Raw genomic sequence first — 25,932 nt, forward strand, 5'->3', positions numbered from 1 at the left:
GTCAGCCCAGCGCGGTGTCCAGCAACATCATGAGCACGAAGCCGATCATCAGCCCGCTGGTCGCATAGGTTTCGTGCCCCTTGCGGTGCGATTCGGGAATGATCTCGTGGCTGATCACGAACAGCATCGCACCCGCCGCGAAGCCCAGCCCCCAGGGCAACAGCATCGCCGAGTGCCCGACCACCGCCGCGCCGAGCACGGCACCGAGCGGCTCGACCAGCCCTGAAGCCATGCCGATCAGCACCGCGAACAAACGGCTGTAGCCGGCCGCCAGCAGCGCCACGGCCACCACCAGACCTTCGGGCACGTCCTGGATCGCGATGCCGGTGGCGAGCGCATCGGCGCGCACGCCGTTGTTGGCCGCGTAGCCGACGCCGATGGCCAGACCCTCGGGCACGTTGTGCAGCGCAATCGCGAACACGAAGAGCCAGGTGCGGCGCAGCTGCCGCCCGCTCTGCCCTTCGCGGCCCTTGATGAAATGCTCGTGCGGCAGCACGCGGTCCATGGTCATCAGCACCAGGCCGCCGAGCAGGATGGCCGCGCCGATCACGCCGCCCGCTGCCCAGTCGCCCCCGCCGAAGACGCCGGTCGACTTGGCCGCGTCCAGCCCGGGAATGATCAGCGAGAAGGCGCAGGCCGCGAGCATCACGCCGGCGCCGAAGCCGAACAGCGTGTCCTGCAGCTTGTCGGGCAGCCGCTGCGAGAACAGCACCGGCAGCGTGCCCAGCGCGGTCGCGAGCGCCGCCACCGAACCGCCGCGCAGCGCGTTCCACACCATCGGGTCGGCGCGCACGAAAGACCAGAACTGCGACGCCAGCGCCAGCGCGCCGGCCGCGACGATGGCAAAGCCGATCCATTCGCGCACCGTGCGCGTCGACCTGTGCGGCGGCTGTGTCGCCATCGTGCCCTGCGGCGAGTCGTTCATGGGCGGGCTCCTTGTCGAATCATCAGCCGCCGGTCGCGGCGGCAAGGCGGCGGGCCACTTCGGCCCAGTGCACCACGTTGTAGAAGGCCGCGATGTATTCGGGGCGGCGGTTCTGGTACTTCAGGTAGTAGGCGTGCTCCCACACGTCCAGGCCCAGGATCGGCGTCTTGCCGGAGCCGATGCCGCGCATCAGCGGGCTGTCCTGGTTGCCGCTGCTCTCCACGGCGAGCTTGCCGTCGGCGCCGACGACGAGCCAGGCCCAGCCGCTGCCGAAGCGCGTGAGCGCGGCCTTGGTGAAGGCGTCCTTGAAGGCGTCGAGGCCGCCCAGGTCGGCGTCGATCGCTTTCGCGAGCGCGCCCGAGGGCGCCCCGCCGCCGCCCTCGCCCACCGGGGCCATGACGGTCCAGAACAGGCTGTGGTTGGCATGGCCGCCGCCGTTGTTGCGCACCGGCGCGCGCAGCGCCTCGGGCAGTTCCTCGACACCGGCAATGAGAGCTTCGACCGGCGTGTCCGCGTGCGGCGTGTCTTTGAACGCCGCATTGAGGTTGTTCACGTAGGTTTGATGGTGCTTGCCATGGTGGATTTCCATCGTCTGCGCGTCGATGTGGGGTTCGAGCGCATCGAAGGCATAGGGCAAGGCTGGCAGGGTGTACGGCACGGTCGAAAGCTCCTTGGTTGAAGAGAGCCCTTTGCGTGGTGCTTGTGCTGCGTACTCAGGCGCTCAAATGATAGTAATTCTCATTGTCTGCGTCAAGATATCGGCGGCATAGATACCGCCAATCGGCCAGCTCGTCCGCACCGTTCCGCCGATACACTGCCCCGCGACCGGTTCGAACGGACGGCGTCAAGACCGTCCTGCCGGTTCCATCCTTCCACCACCGACGGAGACAACACGCATGACCTTCCTGAAGCGCCGCGCCCTGGTGCGCTCGGCCCTGCTCGGCCTGAGCCTCGCCCTGCCGCTGCTCGCCACCGCCCAGTCGCTGCCCACCGCCCGGCCCGAATCCGTGGGCCTGTCGACCGAACGCCTGCAGAAGCTCACCGACGTGCTCAAGGCCGATGTGGCCGCCGGCAAGATTCCTGGCGCGGTGCTGCTGGTCGCGCGCCAGGGCAAGGTCGCGTGGTTCGAACCGGTCGGCAAGCTCGACCCCACCGCCGGCACGCCGATGCCGCGCGACGGCATCTTCCGCATCTACTCGATGAGCAAGCCCGTCACCACGGTCGCCGCGATGATGCTGGTCGAAGACGGCCGCATGAAGCTCGACGACCCCGTGGCGATGTACCTGCCCGAGTACGCCCGCATGACGGTGGGCGTCGAGAAGCCCGGCGCCGACGGCAAGCCGGTGCTCGAGACCGTGCCCGCGCGCCGCCCGATCACCGTACAGGACCTGATGCGCCACACCTCGGGCCTGACCTACGGCTTCTTCGGCCCGGGGCTGGTCAAGCAGGCCTACAACACCGCCGACCTCGCAGCCGGCGACCCGACCAGCGCCGAGTTCTCGCAGCGCCTGGCCAAGCTGCCGCTGGCCTACCAGCCCGGCACGACCTGGGACTACAGCTACTCCACCGACATCCTGGGCCGCGTGGTCGAGGTGGTGTCGGGCCAGTCGCTGTACCAGTTCGAAAAGGCGCGCCTGTTCGACCCGCTGGGCATGAAGGACACGACGTACTACGTGCCCGAGCCCGCGCGCCAGCCGCGCATTGCCGAGCCGCTGCCGAACGACCGCAGCTTCGGCGTGGGCGCCGACCTGAACGATCCGCGTGTCGTGCGCAAGTTCGAATCGGGCGGCGGCGGGCTGGTGTCGACTGCGTCCGACTACGCGCGCTTCCTGCAGATGCTGCTCAACGGCGGCACGCTCGACGGCACGCGCTACCTCGGCCCGCGCACGCTGGCGCTGATGACCAGCGACCACTCGAATGCCGGCGCCGGCATTGCGCCGGGCCCGCTCTACCTGCCGGGCCCGGGCTACGGCTTCGGCCTGGGCTTCGCGGTGCGCCGCAACGACGGCGAAGCGCCCTACCCGTCCGGCGGCGGCGAGTACAACTGGGGCGGCGCAGGCGGCACCTACATGTGGGTCGATCCGAAGAACGAGATGTTCGTCGTGCTGATGCTGCAGTCGCCCAAGCACCGCACCCACTACCGCAGCCTTGCGCGCAACATGGTCTATGCGGCGGTGCTGAAGTAGCCCGCATGGCACGCAGCCGCGGGCCTTGGCGCAAAATCGGCATCGCCCCATGAAGAACAGCAGCAGCACCGTCATTCCGATCGCCCCCGCGGGCCACGCCGTCGTGGCCGCGCCCGATGTCGTCGTGCCCGCCACCGGCCTGCTGGCCGACCGGCTCGGCCGTCCGCTGACCGACCTGCGCATCAGCGTGACCGACCGCTGCAACTTCCGCTGCAGCTACTGCATGCCGAAGGACGTGTTCGACAAGGACTACCAGTACCTGCCGCACAGCGCCCTGCTGAGCTTCGAGGAAATCACGCGCCTGGCGCGCCTCTTTGCCTCGCACGGCGTGCGCAAGATCCGCCTCACCGGCGGCGAGCCGCTGCTGCGCAAGCACATCGAAGGGCTCATCGCCCAACTCGCCGAGTTGCGCACGCCCGACGGCGATCCGCTCGAACTCACGCTCACCACCAACGGCTCGCTGCTCAAGCGCAAGGCCGCCGCGCTGAAAGCCGCCGGCCTGCAGCGCGTGACGGTGAGCCTGGACAGCCTCGACGACGCCGTGTTCCGCCACATGAACGACGTCGACTTTCCGGTCGCCGACGTGCTGGCCGGCATCGACGCCGCCATTGCAGCGGGCCTGGGCCCGATCAAGGTCAACATGGTGGTCAAGCGCGGCACCAACGAGCAAGAAATCCTGCCGATGGCGCGCTACTTCCGCGACCACCACGGCGGCAAGGTCGTGCTGCGATTCATCGAATACATGGACGTGGGCGCCACCAACGGCTGGCGCATGGACGAGGTGCTGCCCTCGGCCGAGGTCATCGCGCGCATCGCGGCGGAGTTTCCGCTGGTGCCCCTTGAGGCCACCACGCCCGGCGAAACCGCCCAGCGCTGGGCTTATGCCGACGGCGGCGGCGAAGTCGGCGTGATCAGCAGCGTGACCCAGGCCTTCTGCCACGACTGCAGCCGCGCGCGCCTGTCGACCGAGGGCAAGCTGTACCTGTGCCTGTTCGCGAACGCCGGCCACGACCTGCGGCCGCTGCTGCGCGGCCCCGCGAGCGATGAAGACATCACCTCCGCCATCGGCCACATCTGGCAAGGCCGCGCCGACCGTTATTCCGAGCTGCGCGCACTGCGCGGCCCCGACGACAGCGCCCCCGACGCGGCGGCGCCCCGGCGCGTCGAGATGAGCTACATCGGCGGATGAGGCCGCCAGCCATGGGTACCGCACCGGCCATCGCACCGGCCGACATCACGGGCCTCGTGCTCGCCGGCGGACGCGGCACGCGCATGGGCGGGGTCGACAAGGGCCTGCAGCTGCTCCAGGGCGAGACGCTCGCCGCGCACGCGGTGCAACGGCTGCGCCCGCAGGTCGGCGGCGTGCTCATCAACGCCAACCGGAACTTCGCCGCCTACGAAGCGCTGGGCGTGCCGGTGTTCGCCGACAGCGTGCCCGACCACCCCGGGCCGCTGGCCGGCATGTTGAGCGGGCTCGAACACTGCCCCACGCCCTGGCTGCTCACCGTGCCCTGCGACACGCCGCGCTTTCCGCCCGACCTGGCGGCGCGGCTGGCCGAGGCCCTCGCCGCGGACGGCCACCACGCGCGCATCGCCATGGCCAGCGCACCCGAAACCGGCCCCGACGGCCGCACGGTGCTGCGCCCGCAGCCGGTGTTCTGCCTCGTGCACATCGAACTGCGCGACAGCCTGCGGCGCTTTGTCGAAGACGGCGGCCGCAAGGTCGGCGCCTGGACTGCGCAGCACGGCGCCGTGACCGTGCCCTTCGATCGCCCCGGCGACGCCCCCGACGCTTTCTTCAACGCGAACACGCTGGCCGAACTGCAGACGCTCGAACAGCCATGAGCCGCATCGCCGCCATTGCCGCCGATCTCGCGGACTGCGACGCGGGCGACCTCGACGTCGACACCGTCACCACCTTTCTTTCGCGCCTCGTCACGCCGCTGGCCGTGGCCGAATCCGAAGACCTCGCGCTGCGCGACGCGCTCGGCCGCGTGCTGGCCGACGACCTCATCTCGCCCGTGAGCGTGCCGCCGCACGACAACTCCGCGATGGACGGCTACGCCTTCGACGGCGCGCTGCTGCCGGCCAACGCGCCCATCGACCATTCGCTCACGCTGCGCGTGGCGGGCACGGCGCTGGCCGGGTCGGCCTGGCGCGGCACGCTGGGACCACGCGACGCGGTGCGCATCATGACCGGCGCGATGATGCCGGCCGGCCTCGACACGGTGATCCCGCAGGAGTTCTGCAAGGTCGACGGCGACCAGGTCTGCTTTCCGGCGCGTGTGCTGGGTCGCGGTGACAACCGCCGCCTCGCCGGCGAAGACCTGATGCAGGGCCAGCCGGCGCTGCGGCGCGGCGAGCGCCTGTCACCGGCCGCGCTCGGCATGGTCGCCAGCCTCGGCCTGGCGCGCGTGACCGTGCGGCGCCGGCTGCGCGTGGCGTACTTCTCGACCGGCGACGAAATCCTCTGCCTGGGCGACACGCCGCGCGAAGGCGCCGTGTACGACAGCAATCGCTACACGCTGTTCGGCCTGCTCACGCGGCTGGGCTGCGAGGTGGTCGACCTCGGACTGGTGCACGACGACCCCGCCACGCTCGCGGCCACGCTGCAGCGGGCGGCGCGCGCGGCCGACGCCATCGTCACCAGCGGCGGCGTGAGCGCGGGCGCGGCCGACCACACGCGCGACGTGATGCAGCAGCTGGGCGACATGGCCTTCTGGCGGGTCGCGATGCGGCCCGGACGGCCGCTCGCGGTGGGGCTGATTCCACGCGAGACCGCATCCACGCCCGTCGTGCTGTTCGGCCTGCCGGGCAATCCGGTGGCGGCGATGGTCGCCTTCCTGGCCTTCGTGCGGCCGGCGCTGCTGCGGCTCATGGGCTGCCACGACGCAGCCGCCGCCCCGCCGCCGCTGCTGCGCGCGCGCAGCGCCGGGCCCATCCGCAAGAAGCCGGGCCGCACGGAGTACCAGCGCGGTTTCGTCCGGCAGGTGCCGGGCACGCTGCCCGAGGTGCAGGTGGCGGTGCACCAGGGGTCGGGTGTTCTGAGTTCGATGGTCGAGGCCAACGGGCTCGTGGTGCTGCACCACGACCTGGGCCATGTGGACGCCGGCCAGGAGGTCGACGTGATGATCTTCGAAGGGCTGATCTAGCCGAGAAGACCGGCGGTCAGATCCGCCCCAATGCCTTGTCCACGCCCTTGTTGGCCAGCATGTCGGCGCGCTCGTTGCCCGGGTCGCCCGAATGGCCCTTCACCCAGCGCCATTCGATCTGGTGACCGCCTTCGGCCACCAGCTTGTCGAGCTTCTGCCAGAGCTCGACGTTCTTCACGGGTTGCTTGCTGGCGGTCATCCAGCCCTTGGCTTTCCAGCCGCGAATCCACTCGGTGATGCCCATGCGCACGTACTGGCTGTCGAGGTACAGCAGCACCTTGCAGGGCCGCTTGAGCGCGGCCAGGCCTTCGATCACGGCCGTGAGTTCCATGCGGTTGTTGGTGGTGTTGAGTTCACCGCCGAACAATTCCTTCTCGGTGGGCCCCGACTTGAGCCACGCGCCCCAGCCGCCCGGTCCCGGGTTGCCCTTGCACGCGCCATCGGTGTAGATCACGACTTCGTTCAAACTGACTGTTCCTTGTTTCTGTGGCTGCTCGATGCGGGCGACGCCGCCCGCGTCTGTGTTCTGTTCAATTCAATTCTTGCCCGCTTTGCTGCGGTGCACCTTGCCTGCGATGGGCACCGGCGCCGTCGCCCGCGCAGCCGCCCGGCGCCAGTCGGCGCTCAGCAGGCGCATGCCGCGCACACGCTTCACCGCCACCAGGAAGTAGGCCGCGCCGAAGATCGGCCACCAGCGCTCGCCGGCGGCGTCCATCCAGCGCGAGCGCTCCAGCCACGCTTCGCTGCGCACCGCGGGCCGGTAGATGCCGAAGCGGCCCGACTCCACCTCGAAGCTCAGGAGCCGAAGCCAGTCGCGCATGCGCCAGTAGCCGATGAACTCGCCCGCCTCGGGCAGGAAGGTCTCGCCCAGGCCCAGCCGGCGGTAGAGGTGGCCGCGGCGCTGCCGCAGGCCCCACAGGCTGGTCGGGTTCAGCCCGCAGATCACCACGCGCCCTTCGGGCACCAGCACCCGCTCGACCTCGCGCAGCGTGGCGTGCGGATCGGGACTGAGTTCCAGAGCATGCGGCAGTACCACGAGATCGAGGCTGTTGGCCCCGAACGGCAAGGCGGTGAAATCGGTCACCAGCGTGGCCTTGCCGGCCCGCACCGGATCGGTCAGCGCCAGCCAGCGGTGCGGCATGCGGTTGGTGCGCAGCCCGTCGACCTCGGCGGCGCCGAGCTGCAAGGCGTGGTAACCGAAAACATCGGCCACCGCCTCGTCGAACTGGGCCTGTTCCCAAGCCAGGAGGTAACGGCCCGGGGGGGTCGCGAACCAATCCTGCAAACCTATAATTTGACCGCTCATGACCCTTGTTCCGCTGCCCGCTTTTGCTGACAACTACCTCTGGATGCTGCACGACGGGCACCACGCCCTCGTGGTGGACCCGGGCGATGCCCAACCGGTGTTCGATGCGTTGGCGCACCACAAGCTGCAGCTGGCCGCGATTCTAGTCACGCACCACCACGCCGATCACACGGGCGGCGTGGCCGCGCTGCATGCGGCCACGGGTGCGAAGGTGTGGGGCCCCGCGCGCGAGCGCATCCCCGAGCCCTTCACGCCGCTGGTGCAGGGCGACGTTGCACAGGCCCTGGGCCTGCGCTTCGAGGTCATCGACGTGCCGGGCCACACGGCCGGGCACATCGCCTACTTCCTGCCGGCCTCGGCCGCGCAGGCCCCCGTGCTGTTCTGCGGCGACACCCTCTTCTCCGGCGGCTGCGGCCGCCTGTTCGAGGGCACGCCCGCGCAGATGCTCGCCTCGCTCGACGCGCTGGCGGCGCTGCCCGGCGACACACGTGTGTGCTGCGCCCACGAATACACACTTGCTAACCTGAAGTTCGCCCGCGCCGTGGAACCCGGCAACGACGAACTCACTCACTACAACGCGCGTTGCGAAAGCCTGCGCGCACAAGGCCAGCCCACGCTGCCCTCCCAACTGGCGATCGAACGCCGGATCAACCCCTTTCTTCGCAGCCGCGAAGCCACTGTCCTTCGAGCAGTGCGGGCCCATGCCGAGCTTTCCGCGGATGCCGCCGAAGCCGAGGTGTTCGCCGCGCTGCGCCAATGGAAAAACGACTTCCGATGAAATTTATTGTTGCCACCTGCCTCGCAGGTTCACTGGTACTCGCGGGCTGCGCGAGCACGGACAACAGCGCTTCTTCCTCCTCCACCACGGCCAAGGCCGGCACCGCCGCCGGCGGCACGGGCGCCCGCCCGTCGGGCAGCGCCACGCCGGTCTATCCGCGCGACCCCAACCTCAGCCCGCTGACCAGCGGCCAGGCGCATTCGCAAAGCGTGGTCACGCTGGCACCGCCCGCCGACATGTGGGACCGCATCCGCCGCGGCTTCAAGATGCCCAACCTCGAGAGCGACCTGGTACGCGATCGCGAGCAGTGGTACGCCAGCCGGCCCGACTACATCCAGCGCATGACCGAGCGCTCGAACAAGTACATCTTCCACATCGTCGAGGAGCTCGAGCGCCGCAACATGCCGACCGAGCTCGCGCTGCTGCCGTACATCGAGAGCGCCTTCAACCCGCAGGCCGTGTCGAGTGCGCGCGCCGCCGGCATGTGGCAGTTCATGCCCGCCACCGGCACCGACTTCGATCTCAAGCAGAACATCTTCCGCGACGACCGCCGCGACGTGGTGGCCTCCACCCGCGCCGCACTCGACTACCTGCAGAAGCTCTACGGCATGTTCGGCGACTGGCAGCTCGCGCTGGCTGCCTACAACTGGGGTGAAGGCAGCGTGGGACGCGCCATCGCCAAGAACCAGCGCCTGGGCCTGCCCACCACCTACAGCGACCTGTCGATGCCGGCCGAAACGCGGCTCTACGTGCCCAAGCTGCAGGCCGTGAAGAACATCGTGGCCAACCCGCAAGCTTTCAACGCCGAGCTGCCGCTGATCGCCAACCACCCGTACTTCCAGACCGTGCCGCTCACGCGCGACCTCGACGTGGAACTGGCGGCCAAGCTGGCCGACGTGCGCATCGAAGACTTCCGCGCGCTCAACCCCGCCGCCCACAAGCCCGTGCTGATCGCGGCCGGCACCCCCGAGATCCTGCTGCCCTGGGACAACGCGGCGGTCTTCAAGCGCAACTTCGACGCCTACACGCAGGGCCAGTACGCCAGCTGGACGGCCTGGGTCGTGCCCAGCACCATGACGGTGGCCGACGCGGCCCAGCGCTCGGGCATGAGCGAGTCGGACCTGCGCGCGCTCAACAACGTGCCGCCGCGCATGCTCATCAAGGCCGGCTCCACGCTCATCGTGCCGCGCGGCGCGCGCGTGAAGGAAGACGTGGCGGCGGTCGTGGCCGACGGCGGCCACCTGAGCTTCCAGCCCGAGATCGTCACGCGCCGCACCACCGTCAAGGCCGGCCGCTCGGACAACGTGGCGAGCATCGCGCGCCGCTACAACCTCAAGCCTGCCGCCGTGGCCGACTGGAACGACGTCAACACGAACCACGCCTTCAAGCGCGGCTACAGCGTGGTCGTCTACCTGCCGGTGCGCGCGTCGGCCTCGGCGCGCGTCGGCACGGGCGCGGCCCGCGGACGCGGCGCCGTCGCCGCCTCCAAGCGCGGCGGCACGCCGAGCAAGACTGCCGCACGCGGCAGCAGCAGCGCCAAGCAAGTCGTGGCGCGCCAGCCGCGCGGCGGCACGCCGTCCAAGCGCAAGCGCTGACCACCGCCCTGCCGGCGGGCGGTGCCGGGCCTCGACGAAAAAAGCGATATCAGGAGGACAGGCCATGGCAGTCGAAGGAAGCGCGGGCGATCTCATCAAGGTCGTCACGTTGTTGGGTGCGGCCGTCGTCGCCGTGCCGCTGTTCAAGCGGCTCGGGCTGGGCTCGGTGCTCGGCTACCTGGCGGCAGGCCTGGCCATCGGCCCCTTCGGCTTCGGTCTCTTCACCGATCCCCAGACCATCCTGCACACGGCCGAACTCGGCGTCGTGATGTTCCTCTTCGTGATCGGCCTCGAGATGCGGCCCTCGCACCTGTGGAGCATGCGGCGCGACATCTTCGGCCTGGGCAGCCTGCAGGTGGTGGTGTGCGGGCTCCTGCTGACTGGCGTGGGCATGGCCTTCGGCTTTCCGCTCGCCGTCTCGTTCGTGTGCGCGATGGGCTTCGTGCTCACCTCCACGGCCATCGTGATGCAGCTGCTCGGCGAGCGTGGCGACATCGCCGCGCCGCGCGGCCAGAAGATCGTCGCCGTGCTGCTGTTCGAAGACCTGCTCATCGTGCCGCTCCTGGCCATCGTCGCCTTCATCGCGCCGGTCGATGCGGCGCAGCAGGCCGCGGCGCCCTCGCGCTGGGTCGGCGTCGGCATCGGCGTGGGTGCGCTCGCAGCGCTGGTGGCGGCCGGCATCTGGCTGCTCAACCCGCTGTTCCGCGTGCTCGCCAATTCCAAGGCGCGCGAGGTCATGACGGCCGCGGCATTGCTCGTGGTGCTGGGCGCGGCGCTGCTGATGCAGCTCGGCGGCCTGTCGATGGCCATGGGCGCCTTCCTCGCCGGCGTGCTGCTGTCGGAATCGACCTTCCGCCACCAGCTCGAAGCCGACATCGAGCCCTTCCGCGGGCTGCTGCTCGGCCTGTTCTTCATCGGCGTGGGCATGTCGCTCGACCTCGCGGTGGTGGCGCAGAACTGGCAGCTCATCGTCGCGGGCGTGGTGTCCATGATGGTCGTCAAGGCGCTGTGCATCTACGGCGTGGCCCGGCTCGCCAAGAGTTCGCCCGCCGACGCGATCGACCGCGCCGTGCTCATGGCGCAAGGCGGCGAATTCGCCTTCGTGCTGTTCTCGTCGGCGCTCGCCGTCAAGGTCATCAGCCCGACAGTCAACGCCAACATGACGGCGGTGGTGGTGCTGTCGATGGCGCTCACGCCGCTGGTGGTGCTGGTGCACCGCCGCTTCGCGCCCGCCGTGCCGGCTTCGATGGAAGGCGTCGAGAAGGCCGAGGAACTCGCCGGCAACGTGCTCGTCATCGGCTTCGGCCGCTTCGGGCAGATCGCGATCCAGGGCGCGCTGGCGCGCGGCGCGTCGATCTCGATCATCGACAACGACACGCAGACGATCCGCGACGCCGCCGAGTTCGGCTTCAAGGTGTACTACGGCGACGGTGCGCGGGCCGACGTGCTGCACGCAGCCGGCGCGCACACCGCGCGCGCGATCATGGTGTGCATCGACGACCGCGCCGTGGCCACGCGCATCGCGGAACTTGTGAAGGCCGAGTTCCCGCATGCGCACCTGATGGTGCGCGCCTTCGACCGGGAGCATGCGGTCGCGCTCGTGAAGCTCGACGTCGACTACCAGATCCGCGAGACCTTCGAATCGGCGATGGCCTTCGGTCGCCAGGGCGTGGTCGCATTGGGCGCCACGCCCGAGGAAGCCGACGCAGTGATCGACGACCTGCGCCGACGCGACAAGGAACGGCTGGTGCTCGAGACGTCCGGCGGCCTCTTCGCAGGGCGCGCGCTGGTGCAGGTCAACACCGAGACGCGCCAGCCCCACTGAAGGCGCTGACCGCGCACGCGGCTCAGAGCTTTTCGGTTTCCCCGCTGCGCGGCTGCCACTTCATGAGCCGCTTCTCGATCAGCCCCACGAGCGCGTCGAGCGCCAGCGCAAAGGCCGTGAGCACCACGATGCCGGCAAAGACCGTGTTCACGTCGAAGGTGCCCTCGGCCTGCAGGATCAGGTAGCCCACGCCGCGCGCCGATCCCAGGTATTCCCCCACCACCGCACCGACGAAGGCCAGGCCCACCGAGGTGTGCAGGCTGGAAAACACCCAGCTCGTGGCGCTTGGCAGGTACACCGTGCGCAGCAGCTGCCGCTGGTTGGCGCCCAGCATCTTCGCGTTGGCCAGCACCACCGGGCTCACTTCGCGCACGCCCTGGTAGACGTTGAAGAACACGATGAAGAACACCAGCGTGACCGCCAGCGCCACCTTGCTCCAGATGCCCAGGCCGAACCACAGCGCGAAGATCGGCGCAAGGATCACGCGCGGCATCGAGTTGGCGGCCTTGATGTACGGGTCGAGGATCAGGCTCGCCGTGGGCGCCAGCGCAAGCCACAGGCCGCAGCCCAGCCCGAGCGCCGTGCCGATACCGAAGGCCAGCACCGTTTCGAGCAGCGTGGTGCCCAGGTGGCGGTAGATGTCGGCGTTGCCCTTCAGGCCTTCGGGAAACAGCAGGTTCGGCGGCACCTCGAAGGGCAGGAACCAGCTCCAGATGCGCCCCGCCACCACGATCGGCTGGCCGAGGAAGAAGGCGATCTGGTCGTTGCGCGAGGCCACGTGCCAGGTCACGAGGATCACGGCCAGCAGCATGAGCTGCCAGAAGCGCGCGTGGCGTGCGTCGAGGCGCGGCATCATGCGGCCTTTCTCAGTTGCTGCGCGTAGCCCTTGAGCACCTCGTCGCGCAGCACCTCCCAGATCTGGCGGTGCAGCTCGACGAAGCGCGGCTGCGTGCGCACCTCGGCCACGTCGCGCGGACGCGGCAGGTCGATCACGAACTCGCCGATCGGCCGTGTCGCCGGGCCGGCCGACAGCACGACCACGCGATCGCTCATTGCAATGGCCTCGTCGAGGTCGTGCGTGATGAAGAGCACGGCCTTCTTCTTCGCACTCCAGAGTTCGAGCACTTCGTTTTCCATCAGCTGTCGCGTCTGCACATCGAGCGCGCTGAAGGGCTCGTCCATGAGGATGATGTCGGGGTCGAGCACCAGCGTCTGCGCGAGCGCCACACGCTTGCGCATGCCGCCCGAGAGCTGGTGCGGATAGCGGTCGCCGAAACCCGTGAGGCCCACGCGCGAGAGCCAGGCCTCGGCCTGCGCCTGCGCCTCGGCGTCGGGCACGCCGCGGTACTGCAGCCCCACCTTCACGTTGTCGATGGCGCTGCGCCACGGCATCAGCGCCTCGGTCTGGAACATGTAGCCGGCGCGCTTGTTGACGCCCGTGAGCGCCTGGCCGAAGACCTTCACCCCGCCCGACGACGGCTCGAGCAGCCCCGCGCCCACATTCAGCAGTGTCGACTTGCCGCAGCCCGTGGGCCCGACGACGGAGACAAACTCGCCCGCGCCGATGCGCAGCGTGGTGTCGTCCACCGCCGTGTAGCGCTGGCCCGGGTCGTCCTTCGAATGGAAGGTGCAGCGGATGGAGAGGAGTTCGAGGGCGTAGTCGGACATGGCGCTCCGGAAGAAAAAACCCGGCCGGAGCCGGGTTGCTGGACGTTCGCAATCAGGCTTTGAACCTGTCTTTCGCACGCTTTGCAAAATCGTTGGTGTAGGTCCTGGCAAGGTCGATCTTGTCGGATTTCACCGCAGTGTCGAAGCTCGCGATGGCATTGAGCGCCGTCTTCGGCCCTTCGGCCGGCACGAGGCCGTCGGTGGCGATGGACTCGCGCACCTTGTCGAACGACGCGAGGTACAGCGCGCGGTCGCCGAGCAGATACGTCTCGGGCACCGTCTTGATGATGTCGCCCGGCCCCGCCGTCTGCAGCCACTTGAGGCCGCGCACGATCGCGTTGGCCAGCGCCTGGCAGGTGTTGGGGTACTTCTGGATGAAGTCGGCCGGCGCATAGAGGCAGGCCGCGGGCATCGGCCCGCCGAACACCTGCTCGGTGCCCTTGAGCGTGCGCGTGTCGCTGATGATCTTCACGTCGCCCTTCTGCTCGAGCATCGTCATCACGGGGTCGGTGTTGCTGATGGCGTCGATCTGGCCCGAGCGCAACGCTGTGAGCGCACCGGCCGCCACGCCCACGCCGATGAAGCTCACGTCGCTGGCCTTGAGGCCACCGCGCGAGAGCACGAGGTTGGCCACCATGTTGGTCGAGGAGCCCGGTGCCGAGACACCGATCTTCTTGCCCTTCAGGTCCTGGATGCCGGTGTAGCCCGCCATGTTCTTCGTCGACACGCCCACCGCGATCTGCGGTGCGCGGCCCTGCAGCACGAAGGCCTGAAAGAACTGGTTCTTGGCCTGCAGGTTGATCGTGTGTTCGTAAGCGCCCGAGCAGACATCGGCCGAACCGCCCACCACAGCCTGCAATGCACGCGCGCCGCCGGCGAAGTCGGAAATTTCGACCTCGAGTCCTTCGGCCTTGAAGTAGCCCAGCTGTTCGGAGATGGTGAGCGGGAGGTAATAAAACGCCGCCTTGCCGCCCACTGCGATGGAGACCTTGGTCTTCTCCAGCTTGGCCTGCTGCGCAAAGACCCGCGGCAATGCAATCGCTGCGGCAGCGACGGCGGAGGCGGAAATGAGGGTTCTGCGATGAAGCATGGCGCGGTCCTGCGGGCTCTGTGATTCTTGTGAAGTGAATCGAGCTTAGGCGTGCGCGCCGCCCGCCTGCATCGGGGTCATCCCGTGCGGGTTTTCACGTAAGCATGAAGGCCTCCTGGAGAAGCCTTCGCCAACGCGTTATCGGGCCAGAAAAAGTATCGCGATGTTGACCAGAAACGCGAGTGCCCAGACCGCGCTGCGCGCACTCGCCGCGCCGCGGATGTACAGGCCGAGATAGATCACGCGCAGCACCACGTAGGCCACCGCGAGCATGTCGAGCCGCGCCTGCGCCACGCCGAGCTGGTGCGCAATGAGCACCGCACCGATGAAGAACGGCAGACCCTCGAAGCTGTTGGCCTGCGCGCTGTTGGCACGCGCGCGCCAGCCGCTTTGCTTGGCGGCCCAGTCGCGCGGCTGCAGGTTGTCGCGCGGACCGAAGCTGCCCGCCTTCGCAGTCCATGCCGCGAGGTACGGCAGGCCGCAGGCGACGAACACGCACCAGTAGGCGACGGTGAGCAAGGAGAGGGTCATGATGGCGACAACAAGGAGGAAGAACGAACGCGGCCTGCGTGAGGCCGCGCTTCACCGGCGATCGACGAGCGCGTGCGCAATGGTGCCGAGGTCGACGTACTCGAGCTCGCTGCCGGCCGGCACGCCGCGCGCGAGGCGCGTCACGGTGAGCCCGTGCTGCTTGAGCGCTTCGCCGATCACGTGCGCGGTGGCCTCGCCTTCGGCCGTGAAGTTGGTCGCGAGGATGACCTCGCTCACCGTGCCGTCGCGTGCACGGTCGAACAGCTTCTGCAGGCCGATGTCCTTCGGCCCGATGCCGTCGAGCGGACTGAGCTTGCCCATGAGCACGAAGTAGTAGCCGCGAAAGGCGTTCGTGCGTTCGAGCGCGGCCTGGTCGGCCGGTGTCTCGACCACGCAGAGCTTGGTACCGTCGCGCCGCGAGTCCATGCAGACATGGCAGATCGGCGCTTCGGTGAAGGTGTTGCACAGCTCGCAATGCCGCACCTGGCCTGCCGCCTGCTGCAATGCGCGCGCGAGCAGCTGCGCGCCCTCGCGGTCGTGCTGCAGCAGATGGAACGCCATGCGCGAGGCCGACTTGACACCGACACCGGGCAACCGGCGCAGCGCATCGACCAAGGCGTCGAGCGAACTGGCGTCTGCCATGCCTCGCTTAGAAAGGCAGCTTCATGCCGGGCGGCAGGCCGGGCATGCCGGCTGTCAGCTTGCCCATCTTCTGCTCGCTGGTTTCCTCGGCCTTGCGCACGGCGGCGTTGAAGGCGGCAGCCACGAGGTCTTCGAGCATGTCCTTGTCGTCGGCCAGCAGGCTGGGGTCGATGGTGATGCGCTTGACGTCGTGCTTGCAGGTCATGACGACCTTGACAAGACCGGCGCCCGACTCGCCTTCGACCTCGATGTGCGCCAGTTCTTCCTGGGCCTTCTTGAGGTTGTCCTGCATTGCCTGCGCCTGCTTCATGAGGCCGGCCAGTTGTCCTTTGTTGAACATCGTTGGTCCTGTCTGTGATGGGTTGGTGATGGAAAGAATACGGTCGAAAAATGCGGCGAGGGCGGCGCCGGCTTCAGAGGGGCTTCAGCGATCCGGGCACGATCTTCGCATCGAAGTCGCGCATCAGCATCTGCACCTCGGGGTCGCTGCGAATGGCTTCCTCGGCCACCCGCTGGCGCTCGTCGGCGGCCTGCTTGTTGCGGCGCGCCGGGCTGTCGACCACGCCGCCGATCTCGATGGCCAGCCTCACATTGTGGCCGAGGCCCTGCAGCGCCGCCGTGAGCTTCTCGCGGCTGGAGGGCTGATTGAGGGTTTCGCGCTCGATGCGCAGCATCCACTGGTCGGTGTCGCGCGCCACCAACTGCGACTGCAGCGCCAGTTCGCGCGCCAGCGCCGCCACGCTTTCGGCGGCGACGAGCTGCATCACCGTGGTGTGCCAGAAATCGCCCTCTTCGCTCGGCGGGATCGGGGTGTAGGTGCTGCGCTGTTCTTCTTCGCGCGGCACGTCGCGCTGGCCGGGTGGTGGCTGCACGCGGATCGGCACGCCGACCACATGAGCTGCGGGCGCGTCGGACGCCTCCTGCGCGGCAGGCCGGGGCATGGGCTGGCGCTGCGGGGCATCGACCACCGTCAGCCGCTGGCCGGCCGGCATCGACTGCGCGGGCGGTTGCTGCGAAAAGGCGGGCGTGGAAGGCGCGGCAGCGGGTGCCGAATCGGGCACCGGAGGCCGGGAAACCGGGGCGGCTTCGCGCGCGGGAGCCCGCGGCGCGGCGCCACCGGCGTCATTCAGAGTTTTTTTTTCCGTGGAGGCCGCCGAAGCGGCCGCTTGGGAGGGCTTGAAGGCCAGCAGCCGCAGCAGCACCATGGTCAGTGCCGCGTACTCGTCGGGCGCCAGGCCCAGCTCGCCGCGCCCATGCAGGCACAGGCTGTAGAGCAGTTGGGTCTCGTCGGCGGGCATCAGCGACGCCAGGCGCGCCGTGTCGGCCGCGTCGGGGTCGGTGGCCGCATCGGCCGATTCGGCGCGCGAGGGCACGGCCTGCAGCACGGCCATGGCCTGCAGCACCGACGTCATTTCTTCGAGCGTCGACGCGGCGGACATGCCGTCGCGGCGCAGCGCCTCGGAGGTGTCGACCACCGTCTTGCCGTCGCCTTGTGCGAGGGCTTCGATGAGGCGGAACACATGGCCGCGATCGACGCTGCCGAGCATCTGGCGCACGCCGGTTTCGAGCAGCTCGCCGTTGCCGAACGCGATGGCCTGGTCGGTGAGCGAGAGCGCGTCGCGCATCGAGCCGCGCGCGGCGCGCGCCAGCAGACGCAGCGCCTGCGCCTCGGCCGGCACCTGCTCGGTCTGCAGCACGCCTGCCAGGTGTTCGAGGATCGTCTCGGGCGCCATCGGCCGCAGGTTGAACTGCAGGCAGCGCGAGAGCACCGTCACCGGCACCTTCTGCGGATCGGTCGTGGCCAGCACGAACTTGAGGTACTCGGGCGGCTCCTCGAGCGTCTTGAGCATCGCGTTGAACGCGGTGTTCGTGAGCATGTGCACTTCGTCGATCATGAAGACCTTGAAGCGCCCTTGCACCGGCTTGTAGACGGCCTGTTCGAGCAGCGACTGCACCTCGTCGACGCCGCGGTTGGAGGCCGCATCGAGCTCGGTGTAGTCGACGAAGCGGCCCGAATCGATGTCGCGACAGGCCTGGCACACACCACACGGCGTGGCCGTGATGCCGCCCTGCCCGTCCGGGCCCTGGCAGTTGAGCGACTTGGCCAGGATGCGCGACACCGTGGTCTTGCCCACGCCTCGCGTGCCGGTGAACAGATAGGCGTGGTGCAGGCGCTGCGTCGTCAGCGCGTTTTCCAGCGCCTGGACCACATGCCCCTGACCGACCATCTCACCGAAGGTTTTCGGACGGAACTTGCGAGCGAGCACGAGATAAGACATTGCGGGCATTCTAAAAGGCGCGGCGGGGGTCACTTCACGCTTGTTTCCCGTCCCCTCGAAATGATTCACGCCCCGGCAAAGGGGGCAAATTCACGCGGTTAGAATGCAGGTTGACGGGCCTCCCTGCATGGTGAAGTGGCCAACCGGGTCAGGTGGGGAACCAAGCAGCCCTAACTGCGTAGTCAGTGCCAGGGGTAAGGCTCGTCAACCTAACATCCAGAAGCCGTGAGTTCCTTTTTCAGAGAACTCACGCGCTGTGTCCAGGGGTTACCAACCCCGGGCACGCCAACCTCCCAGAATTTCGCGCAGCCCGCCATGAACATGGACATCCGGCCCGCCCGCCTGAGCGACCTTAAAGCGCTGGTGCGCCTCGACACCGTGGCCGCGCACGATGCGCGCCGCGCCGTGCAGATCCAGGGGTGGATCGAGGACCGCTTCTGCCATGTGATCGAGGTCGATGGCGACATCGCCGCCTACGGCGTCCTGCACCACCACTTCTTCGACTGCGGCTTCATCGAGATGCTGATGGTCGGCGAGAAGTTTCGCCGCCGGCGACTCGGCCTGAAGCTCGTCGCGCACTTCCAGTCGATCTGCGAACGCCCCAAGCTTTTCACTTCCACGAACCGCTCCAACGGGGCGATGCAATCGCTGCTGAAAGAAGCTGGCTTCCGGGAGAGCGGCCACATCGACAACCTCGATGCGGCCGACCCCGAGCAGGTGTTCTTTTGGCCCTGCGTCCGCTGAGTACGCCTGCGGCTACAGCCCCAGCCGCGCGATCGCGCCGCGCGCGGCAGCCGCCCCGCTGGCCATGGCCGCCGTGAGCAGGTAGCCCCCCGTCGGCGCCTCCCAATCGAGCATTTCCCCTGCCGCGAACACGCCGGGCAGCGCCGTCGCCATCAGCGCCGGATCGAGCGCGTCGAAGCGCACACCACCCGCCGTGCTGATCGCCTCGTCGACCGGGCGCGTTGCGACGAGTTTCAGCGGCACGGCCTTGATCGTGGCGGCAAGCTGCGCCGGGTCCTGCATCGCTTCCTTGCTCAGCGCTTCGTGCAGCACGCCCGCCTTGATGCCTTCGATGCCGAGTCGGCTCTTGAGATGGCTGCTCAGCGAGCGAGCGCCGCGCGGATGCTTCACCGCGGCGAGCACCTGTTCGGCACTGCGATCCGGCAGCAGGTCGAGCAGCAACGTCGCGCTGCCGTGGGCAGCGATCTCGTCGCGCAGCAGCGCCGACGCCGCATAGACCAGGCTGCCTTCGATGCCCGTGGCCGTGGCGACGAACTCGCCCTTTCGCGCGAAGTGGCGCCCCTGGCTGTCGGTGAAAGCGATCGCGACCGACTTGAAGGGCTGCCCCGCGAAGCGGCTCGAAAAATGCTCGCTCCAGCCTGCACCGTCGAAACCGCAATTGGCGGGCAGCAGCGGCGCGACCGCCACACCCTGCGCCTGAAGCCACGGTGCCCACGCACCGTCGGAGCCCAGGCGCGCCCAGCTTGCGCCGCCCAGAGCGAGCACCACAGCATCGGCCTTGGCCGTGACTTCGCCTGTCGGCGTCGCAAAGCGCAGTGCGTTCGCATCGAAGGGCCCGTCGCCCACCCAGCGATGGCGCATATGGAACTGCACGCCCGCGGCGCGCAGGCGATGCAGCCACGCGCGCAGCAAGGGCGCGGCCTTCATGTCGGTCGGGAACACGCGGCCCGACGTGCCGACGAAGGTCTCGATGCCCAGCCCCGCCGCCCATTCGCGCGCCTGCTGCGGGCCGAAGGCTGCGAGCAGCGGTTCGAGCAGCGCACGGCGTTCGCCGAAGCGCGTCACGAACACGTCGAAGGGTTCCGAGTGCGTGAGGTTGAGGCCACCGCGGCCGGCCAGCAAGAACTTGCGGCCCACCGAGGGCATCGCGTCATACACATGCACCTGCGCGCCGGACGCGCTCAGCACTTCGGCCGCCATCAGGCCGGCAGGTCCGCCGCCGATGACGGCGACGGTAGAGGAAACAGTCATTCGAGATTCACCAGTTCGCCCTGCCCGGTCAGGAACGCGGCGCGCACCGTGGCACCGGGGTAGGCATGTTGCACGGCAGCGCGGTAGCGCTGCATCTGTGCGATCAGGGCCGCGTCCCGTTCGGGGCGCGCGGCCGATTTGTAGTCGAGGATCCACCATGCGCCGGTGGCGCGCTCGCGCACCAGCCGGTCGATGCGCAAGGTGTCGCCCTCATGGACCAGCGTGACTTCATTGCCATGCCAGTCGATGCTGCGATCGTCCCACACCCAGGCCCCGGCGCCCGCGCGGATGCGCTGGGCCAGCGCCGCGGCACCGCGCGCCTGTTGCGGATCGAGCATGAACTCGCGCGCAGCCGCCCGCACATGGGCCGGTGGCAGCGCCTCGCCGGGCACCGCCCATTCGAGCAGCCGGTGCATGGCCTGGCCGAACGCGGCGGCGCGCGCGTCGACCGTGGCGTCTTGCGCCTTCTTCTTTTCGGGCACCGCATCGGTTGCAGCCACGAGCGGCGCGGGCAGGCGCTTCATCGCGAAGGTAGCCGATGCGGCTTCCGCGGCGGCGGACGCTTCGACCAGCGGCTCGTCGGCCTCGGTCGGCTCGCACAGCGGCTCCAGCCGCGTCCACCAGCTGCCCTCGTTGGCGCGCGATGGCTTCACCGACGACAGCACCAGCCGCTCGCGCGCCCGCGTGGTCGCGACGTAGAGGCCGTTGAGTTCTTCGCGGTGGCGCGCGTGCTGCTCTTCTTCGAGCAACGCGGCGGCGCAGGCCGGCGGCGTCTTCTCGCTGGCCAGGAACACGAAGCGCGTCGGCGCGCTGTCGCTGCCCTTCCATTCGACCAGCACGCCCATGGTCTGCGCGCGTGGCGGCGGGGCATCGCAGTCGAGCATCAGTACGGTGTCGGCTTCGAGGCCCTTGGCACCGTGCACGGTCAGCAGCTGCACGGCCTCGGGCGCGGCCACGGTGGGCGCGCGCACGCCGCCCGCGCGCAAGGCCCGCACCAACGCGTAAGGCGTCGCGAAGCGCGCACCGTCGATGTCGAGCGAGGCAGCGACCAGCCCGCGCAGGTTGGCCAGCGCGCTCTGGCGCAAGGCTGCCGGCACCGCGGCACCGAACTTCGCGAGCACGTCGCCGTCGTGAAAGATCGCGTCCAGCGCATCGTGCGGCGGCATCGCCATCAGCCAGCGCTGCCAGCGGCGCAGCTGCACGCCCGCCTCGATCAGCACGGGCGGCAAACCCTCGCCTTTCTGGATCAGCGAGAACCAGCTGGCCCCCGGCGTCTCGCGCTGGCAGCGGGCCAGTTGCACCAGCGTGTCGTCGTCGATGCCGAAGAGCGGCGACTTGAGCGCGCGTGCCAGCGACAGGTCGTGCGCGGGCGACACCAGCGCATCAAGCAGCGCGACCACATCCTGCACTTCGGGCGCATCGTTCAGGTCGTTCTTCTCTGGCTGTTGCACGGGAATGTGGCGGCGGCGCAGCACGTCCTGCATGGCGGACAGCCGGCTGCGGCGGCGCGCCAGCACCATGATCTGGCGCGGCGGCGTGCCGTCGGCGATGCGTTGCGCGACCCAGCGCGCGGCCTGCTCGCATTCCTTCTGCAGCAGCTGCTCTTCGGGCAGCACGCGCGGCGTGACGAGGCTGTCGCGCCAGTGCAGCATGCCGTCGTCGGCCGGCGCGGCGACCGCGGCGGTGTCCACTGCGTCGCGGTCGATGGCGGGCAGCTTCAGCAGTTCGCCGTCGTCGCCACGCTCGGTGGTGTGGGCGCGGTAGCCGTCGAACTCGCCGGCCGCCTGTGCGGCCAGCATCGCGCTGTTGACGAGGCCGACCACGGCGCGCGCATTGCGGTGCGTGTGGTCGCAGTTGAGCAGTTCGCCGCCCAGCCCTTCGCGCACGAACTTCTTGGCGGCGATGAACACCTGCGGCTCGGCGCGGCGGAAGCGGTAGATGCTCTGCTTGGGGTCGCCCACGATGAACACGCGCGGCGCACTGCCGCCCGCACCCGTGTAGGCGCTGAGCCAGCCATAGAGCGCCTGCCACTGCAGCGGGTTGGTGTCCTGAAATTCGTCGATCAGCAGGTGCGCGACGCGGGCATCAAGCCGCTCCTGCACCCAGCCCGACAGCGCGGACTGGCCCAGCAGGAGTTGCGCGGCCTGCTCGACGTCGTTCATGTCGACCCAGCCGTGCGCGCGCTTGACCTCGCCGAAGGCGCTGATCAGCAGGCGCGTGAGCCGCGTCATGCGCTGCTGGTACAGCCAGGCCGCGTGCTGGGCCTGCGCAGCGCACAGCAGCTGCAGCTCGGTTTCGGCCTCTTGCGCGGCAGGGAATTTCTGCAGGTTCTTGGTGAGCCGATCTTCGCTCGCGACGAAGAAGGTCTTGCGCAGCACGGCGAGCGCGTCGGTCAGCGCCTCGGGTGCGGGCTCGCCGGTGCCAAAGACATCGATGATGGCTTCGGCCGCCTTCTGCGGCGTCTTGTTGGCCTCGCGACCGAGGGCGGCGGCGCGGTCGAGCCAGCGACGGCGCACGGCCTCGCCGCGCAGCGCATCGGTCGGCACGTCCAGCCCCTGCAGGGTCGGGTACAGCACGTCGAAAGGCGTCACCGCATTCTCAGCATCGGACAGCGTGAACTCGACGCGCTTCGACAGCGCCTCGCCCAGCGCCTTCGCCGTCTGCGAGCGGCCGTGGGTGGCGACGACGGCGTAGTAGTCGGCCAGCGCGCGCGCGTCGCCGGTCACGGCTTCGAAGAATGGCCGCCACGTGTGGGTGCGCGCCTCGGCATCGTCTTCGAGCAGTTCGTAGTTCGCCGGCAGGCCCAGCTCGCGCAGCACGGCGAGCGGCGCGTTGCGCAGCAGGCCCGCAAACCACGCGTGGAAGGTGCGAAACTGCACGGGCCGCCCGCCTTCGAGCAAGCGCCGGTAGAGCCCCTGCAGGCGCGGCACAGCCGCCTGCGCGGCCTCGGGCGTCATGCCGCGCATCACGAGTTCGCGCTGCGAGGCGGCGGGGTCGAGCTCGGCGAACAGCGCGAGCCACTGGTCGAGCCGCTCGCGCATTTCGCCGGCGGCCTTCTTGGTGAAGGTGATGGCCAGGATCTCGTGCGGCTCGCAGGCCGACTCGCCCTCTTCGAGCAGCGCACGCACGATGCGAGACACCAGCATCCAGGTCTTGCCGGCGCCTGCGCAAGCCTCGACCGCGACCGAGCGCCGCGGGTCGCAGGCGACGGTGTAGAAGGCCTCGCGCGCGACGTGCCGGCCGTTGTGTTCGTAGGCAGCGCCGTTCATGGCGTGACCTCCCAGAAATCCTTGCGGCACAGGCCGCGCGCGGCGCAGAAATCGCACACGCTCCCCTCGCCCAGCGGCGGCAGCGGCGCGCCCTGCGCGATGCGCGCGAAGTCGTCGATGATGCCGGCGACCAGCGCATCGCGCGCCTCGACCACGGCCGGCTGCTCGACGGTCTGCGTGCCGGACGACTTCTCGCCGACGTTGACGTAGGCCGCATGCAGGGTGTCGTCAGCCACCAGCGCGGCATAGAAGGCGAGCTGCGTGTCTTCGGTCGGGTCTTTCACGCGCTCCTTGGTGACGGAGGCAGTCTCGGTCTTGTAGTCGATCACGAAGGGCTGGCCGTCGGCGGTGCGGTCGACGCGGTCGAGCCGGCCGACCAGCCGCAAGGTGCCCAGGGGTTGCTCTTTCCAGGGTTCGGCCTCGACGAAGACCGCCCCACCCGCTTCATGCTTCACGAGCCATTCGAGGTAACCGTCGCGCACCGCCGGCCACGCGGCGGCGAAGGGCAGGAACTCGGCATCGGAATAGCCGAGCGTCTGCGTGACATCGCGTGCGGTGTCAGCGAGCAGCGCAGCACGCGCTTGGGCATCGTTGGTCGGTGCGTCGCGCAAGGTCTCGTGGAACTGGCCGAGCACCGCGTGCAGCCAGTTGCCGAAGTCGCGCTTGTCGACCTCGGCATCGAGCTCGTCGGCGGTGCGCAGGCCCAGTTGGCGCAGCGCGAAGAAGCGATAGGGGCAGCGGCGCAGGTCTTCGTAGACGCTGGTCGACACGTTGGTGAGCGGCAGCTGCGCGCCCGACGGCGTGGGCCGCAGGGTCGGCGTGACAGCGACATCGCGTGGCGTGCGCGGATCAACGCCGGGCTGCAGCACATGGGCAAGTTGCAGGGCCTGCACGAGCGGACTCGGCCGCACGGGTTCGCCGCTGGCGTCGGAATGGCGCCAGACCAGGTCGCAGCACGGGTTGCGCGTGGCCATGGCCCAGGCTGCACGCTGCGCAACCTCCAGCACCTCACGCGACGCCAGCCCCAGGTCAAGGCGCTGCGCCGCGCTCCAGTTGCCCGGCGGTTCGGGTGACGCGGGCATGCGGCGGTCGTCGCAGCCGGGAATGACGACCGCGCCGAAGACGCGGCCCAACAGCTGGTTCATCGGCAGCACGGACACCTTGGGGGTCTCGTCGCCGGCGGGCGGCACGAAGCTGGCGTCTTCGAGCACGTCGCGCGCCCAGGCCGTGAATTCAGCGAGGCTGTGGCGCCCGCCGGGGAACTCGTCTTCTTCGCCGTGCGCGTCGGCATCAAGCCAGAGGGCTCCGATGACCTTGGCGCCTGCGAAGTCGGCGGTGAGCGCGTCCCACTGTTCGCCGGCTGTCAGCAGCTCGCGCAGCGCGCGGTGCCAGTCGGCCAGGGAGCGCGCGCGCGCCATCGGGGCGCGACGGGCTTCGATGGTGAGGGTGAAGGCGCGCAGGCCTTCGTCCTGCGGTTTGTCGCTGCGCGCGATCAACGCGCACCAGGCCTGCCAGTCGCGCACGCCTTCGCGTCGCAGGCGCATTTCGAGCGACTGGACGGCGAGCACATCGACCTCGGCGCCGCTCTTGAGCCATTCGAGCACCTGGTCGGTGGCGGCGTCGTATGCACAGGCGCGCAGTGCGCTCATCAGCGTGGCGGCGGCGCGCGTGGTGGAGAGCTTCCAGCCGGTTTCGTCGTGCGTGACGATGCCTTGCGTGCTCAGCTGCGCGCTGATGCGGCGGGTGAGCGCGCGGTCGGTGGCGACGAGCGCGACGGGCGCGCGGCCCTCGGCCAGGTGCTGCAGCACGCAGGCGGCTGCGAGCTGGGCCTCGTCTTCGGGGTCGAGCGCCACGTGGGCGTGCGCGGCAGACGGCGGTGCGTCGGCGGGCACGAGCGGAATGCGGATCGCGCGATCGCCCCACAGCGCGCACAACGCCTGTGTCAGCGGGTCGGTCTGGAAGCCCTCGAGCACGATCAGCGCATCGACCTGGGTGCGTGCCGCGTCGCGCAGCAGCACGTCGGTCGCGTAGCCCGAGTTCGCGGCCCAGGCCACGGCGACGCGGATCAACGCGCTTTCGATGCGGAACCATTCCGACTCGCTGCCCGCTTCAGCCACCTTGGCCGCGCTCTGTGCCCAGTCGCTGCTGCGCAGCTCCGGCGCCACGGCAGCGGCCAACGGCGCCAGTTGGTAGGCCAGCTCGACCACGCGTCCCGCGAGCGCGAAGCGTTCGGACTGGAAGCCCGACTGCGCGAGCAGGCCCTGCGCCGTGACCAGGTCGCGCGCCATGTCGAAGGCGATGTCGTAGCCGGAGGGCAGGAAACCGCCCGCGCTGCGCGCCCAGTTGTGCGTGGTTTCGAAGCGCGGCACGAAGCCCGGGCTGCCGCAGCGCGCCCACATGCCGCGCGCGACCGCCATCAGCTGCGCATACGGCACCAGCACCACGGTGCGCGCCGCATGCAGCTGCCGTTCGCCGAGCGCGCGGACGATCCGCGCGACGACGCCGTCGGCGGGATCGCACCACAGGGCCTGGACGGGGTGGCCTTCGTTCATGTTCTATCGAGGGGGTTGAGGGGGTCGGCGGCAGGGCCGCAAAGGGCTTTGGCTATCGCCGCCATAGCCGGGCCGCATGGCACGTCACCCCTTGGTTTCTGTCACAATGACCAGCACTTTAGCTGCACCGAAACTCTCT

At 69.3% G+C, this 25,932-nt stretch carries 22 protein-coding genes and 1 other RNA gene; 9 read left to right on the forward strand and 14 right to left on the reverse strand.

The features are described from left to right. Position 1 precedes the first annotated feature (1 nt). Entirely contained in the window at positions 2-901 is a 900-nt protein-coding gene (locus RZE79_RS17275; RefSeq protein ID WP_319361212.1) for a ZIP family metal transporter, read from the reverse strand. 46 nt (positions 902-947) lie between these two features. Continuing rightward, positions 948-1,583, reverse strand: a complete 636-nt coding sequence (locus RZE79_RS17280) for a superoxide dismutase (protein WP_319355569.1) — start codon at positions 1,581-1,583, stop codon at positions 948-950. 238 nt (positions 1,584-1,821) lie between these two features. Here RZE79_RS17280 and RZE79_RS17285 point away from each other — a divergent pair, with 238 nt between their 5' ends. From RZE79_RS17285 to glp, 4 genes are read left to right on the forward strand one after another with little or no spacing between them, the layout of a single operon-like run. Further along, positions 1,822-3,111, forward strand: a complete 1,290-nt coding sequence (locus RZE79_RS17285) for a serine hydrolase domain-containing protein (RefSeq protein ID WP_319355570.1) — start codon at positions 1,822-1,824, stop codon at positions 3,109-3,111. Positions 3,112-3,160: 49 nt separating this feature from the next. Beyond that, complete coding sequence (gene moaA / locus RZE79_RS17290; RefSeq protein ID WP_319355571.1) at positions 3,161-4,300, forward strand: GTP 3',8-cyclase MoaA; 1,140 nt, start codon at positions 3,161-3,163, stop codon at positions 4,298-4,300. 11 nt (positions 4,301-4,311) lie between these two features. Continuing rightward, a complete protein-coding gene (mobA, locus tag RZE79_RS17295; protein WP_319355572.1) occupies positions 4,312-4,956 on the forward strand; it encodes a molybdenum cofactor guanylyltransferase MobA in 645 nt (214 codons plus the stop codon). Beyond that, the gene (gene glp / locus RZE79_RS17300) at positions 4,953-6,263 is read left to right on the forward strand and encodes a gephyrin-like molybdotransferase Glp (protein WP_319355573.1); all 1,311 of its coding nucleotides are present in this window, start codon (positions 4,953-4,955) and stop codon (positions 6,261-6,263) included. Before mobA ends, glp begins: the two co-directional genes overlap by 4 nt. Positions 6,264-6,279: 16 nt before the next feature. Here glp and rnhA read toward each other — a convergent pair whose 3' ends face one another. Next, on the reverse strand, positions 6,280-6,729 hold the full coding sequence (rnhA, locus tag RZE79_RS17305; RefSeq protein WP_099789916.1) for a ribonuclease HI: 450 nt from the start codon (positions 6,727-6,729) through the stop codon (positions 6,280-6,282). 69 nt (positions 6,730-6,798) lie between these two features. Next, positions 6,799-7,569, reverse strand: a complete 771-nt coding sequence (locus RZE79_RS17310; RefSeq protein WP_319355574.1) for a methyltransferase domain-containing protein — start codon at positions 7,567-7,569, stop codon at positions 6,799-6,801. Here RZE79_RS17310 and gloB point away from each other — a divergent pair. The 3 genes from gloB to RZE79_RS17325 all read left to right on the forward strand — a co-directional run bounded on the left by gloB (position 7,568) and on the right by RZE79_RS17325 (position 11,767). After that, on the forward strand, positions 7,568-8,347 hold the full coding sequence (gene gloB, locus RZE79_RS17315; RefSeq protein ID WP_319355575.1) for a hydroxyacylglutathione hydrolase: 780 nt from the start codon (positions 7,568-7,570) through the stop codon (positions 8,345-8,347). The genes RZE79_RS17310 and gloB overlap by 2 nt on opposite strands. Next, a complete protein-coding gene (locus RZE79_RS17320; protein WP_319355576.1) occupies positions 8,344-9,942 on the forward strand; it encodes a transglycosylase SLT domain-containing protein in 1,599 nt (532 codons plus the stop codon). The genes gloB and RZE79_RS17320 overlap by 4 nt, the downstream gene beginning before the upstream one ends. A gap of 64 nt (positions 9,943-10,006) precedes the next feature. Continuing rightward, positions 10,007-11,767 (forward strand): monovalent cation:proton antiporter-2 (CPA2) family protein, encoded by a 1,761-nt coding sequence (locus RZE79_RS17325; protein WP_319355577.1) that lies wholly within the window; start codon positions 10,007-10,009, stop codon positions 11,765-11,767. A gap of 22 nt (positions 11,768-11,789) precedes the next feature. Here the strand turns inward: RZE79_RS17325 and RZE79_RS17330 are convergent, their stop codons facing one another. The 7 genes from RZE79_RS17330 to dnaX form a co-directional block, all read right to left on the reverse strand. Then, positions 11,790-12,623, reverse strand: coding sequence for an ABC transporter permease (locus RZE79_RS17330; RefSeq protein WP_319355578.1), 834 nt, complete (start codon positions 12,621-12,623; stop codon positions 11,790-11,792). Beyond that, positions 12,620-13,435, reverse strand: a complete 816-nt coding sequence (locus RZE79_RS17335; RefSeq protein ID WP_153283964.1) for an ABC transporter ATP-binding protein — start codon at positions 13,433-13,435, stop codon at positions 12,620-12,622. The genes RZE79_RS17330 and RZE79_RS17335 overlap by 4 nt, the downstream gene beginning before the upstream one ends. A gap of 52 nt (positions 13,436-13,487) precedes the next feature. Continuing rightward, positions 13,488-14,525, reverse strand: a complete 1,038-nt coding sequence (locus RZE79_RS17340; RefSeq protein ID WP_319355579.1) for an ABC transporter substrate-binding protein — start codon at positions 14,523-14,525, stop codon at positions 13,488-13,490. A 138-nt stretch (positions 14,526-14,663) separates the two neighbouring features. Beyond that, positions 14,664-15,056, reverse strand: coding sequence for an MAPEG family protein (locus RZE79_RS17345; RefSeq protein ID WP_319355580.1), 393 nt, complete (start codon positions 15,054-15,056; stop codon positions 14,664-14,666). Between the two features lie 51 nt (positions 15,057-15,107). Then, positions 15,108-15,698, reverse strand: coding sequence for a recombination mediator RecR (recR, locus tag RZE79_RS17350; protein WP_101491888.1), 591 nt, complete (start codon positions 15,696-15,698; stop codon positions 15,108-15,110). 7 nt (positions 15,699-15,705) lie between these two features. Then, the gene (locus RZE79_RS17355; RefSeq protein ID WP_007836669.1) at positions 15,706-16,038 is read right to left on the reverse strand and encodes a YbaB/EbfC family nucleoid-associated protein; all 333 of its coding nucleotides are present in this window, start codon (positions 16,036-16,038) and stop codon (positions 15,706-15,708) included. Positions 16,039-16,111: 73 nt separating this feature from the next. Further along, on the reverse strand, positions 16,112-17,977 hold the full coding sequence (gene dnaX, locus RZE79_RS17360; RefSeq protein WP_319355581.1) for a DNA polymerase III subunit gamma/tau: 1,866 nt from the start codon (positions 17,975-17,977) through the stop codon (positions 16,112-16,114). Positions 17,978-18,089: 112 nt separating this feature from the next. Between dnaX and ffs the strand changes: the two genes are divergently transcribed. Together ffs and RZE79_RS17370 are read left to right on the forward strand one after the other, a co-directional pair. Beyond that, an RNA gene (gene ffs / locus RZE79_RS17365) (signal recognition particle sRNA small type) lies at positions 18,090-18,186 on the forward strand. A gap of 106 nt (positions 18,187-18,292) precedes the next feature. Beyond that, positions 18,293-18,721: a GNAT family N-acetyltransferase gene (locus RZE79_RS17370; RefSeq protein ID WP_319355582.1), complete on the forward strand. Its 429-nt coding sequence runs from the start codon at positions 18,293-18,295 to the stop codon at positions 18,719-18,721. A 12-nt stretch (positions 18,722-18,733) separates the two neighbouring features. Here the strand turns inward: RZE79_RS17370 and RZE79_RS17375 are convergent, their stop codons facing one another. The 3 genes from RZE79_RS17375 to RZE79_RS17385 are packed head-to-tail and all read right to left on the reverse strand — an operon-like array spanning position 18,734 to position 25,793. After that, positions 18,734-19,972 carry a TIGR03862 family flavoprotein gene (locus RZE79_RS17375; protein WP_319355583.1) on the reverse strand — a complete coding sequence of 413 codons (1,239 nt, stop codon included), beginning with the start codon at positions 19,970-19,972 and terminating at the stop codon, positions 18,734-18,736. Further along, complete coding sequence (locus RZE79_RS17380; RefSeq protein WP_319355584.1) at positions 19,969-23,241, reverse strand: UvrD-helicase domain-containing protein; 3,273 nt, start codon at positions 23,239-23,241, stop codon at positions 19,969-19,971. Before RZE79_RS17380 ends, RZE79_RS17375 begins: the two co-directional genes overlap by 4 nt. Beyond that, complete coding sequence (locus RZE79_RS17385; protein ID WP_319355585.1) at positions 23,238-25,793, reverse strand: PD-(D/E)XK nuclease family protein; 2,556 nt, start codon at positions 25,791-25,793, stop codon at positions 23,238-23,240. Before RZE79_RS17385 ends, RZE79_RS17380 begins: the two co-directional genes overlap by 4 nt. Positions 25,794-25,932: the final 139 nt, after the last annotated feature.

Source organism: Variovorax sp. EBFNA2 (genome assembly GCF_033802765.1).
In the GTDB taxonomy this organism is placed as follows: domain Bacteria; phylum Pseudomonadota; class Gammaproteobacteria; order Burkholderiales; family Burkholderiaceae_C; genus Variovorax; species Variovorax paradoxus_H.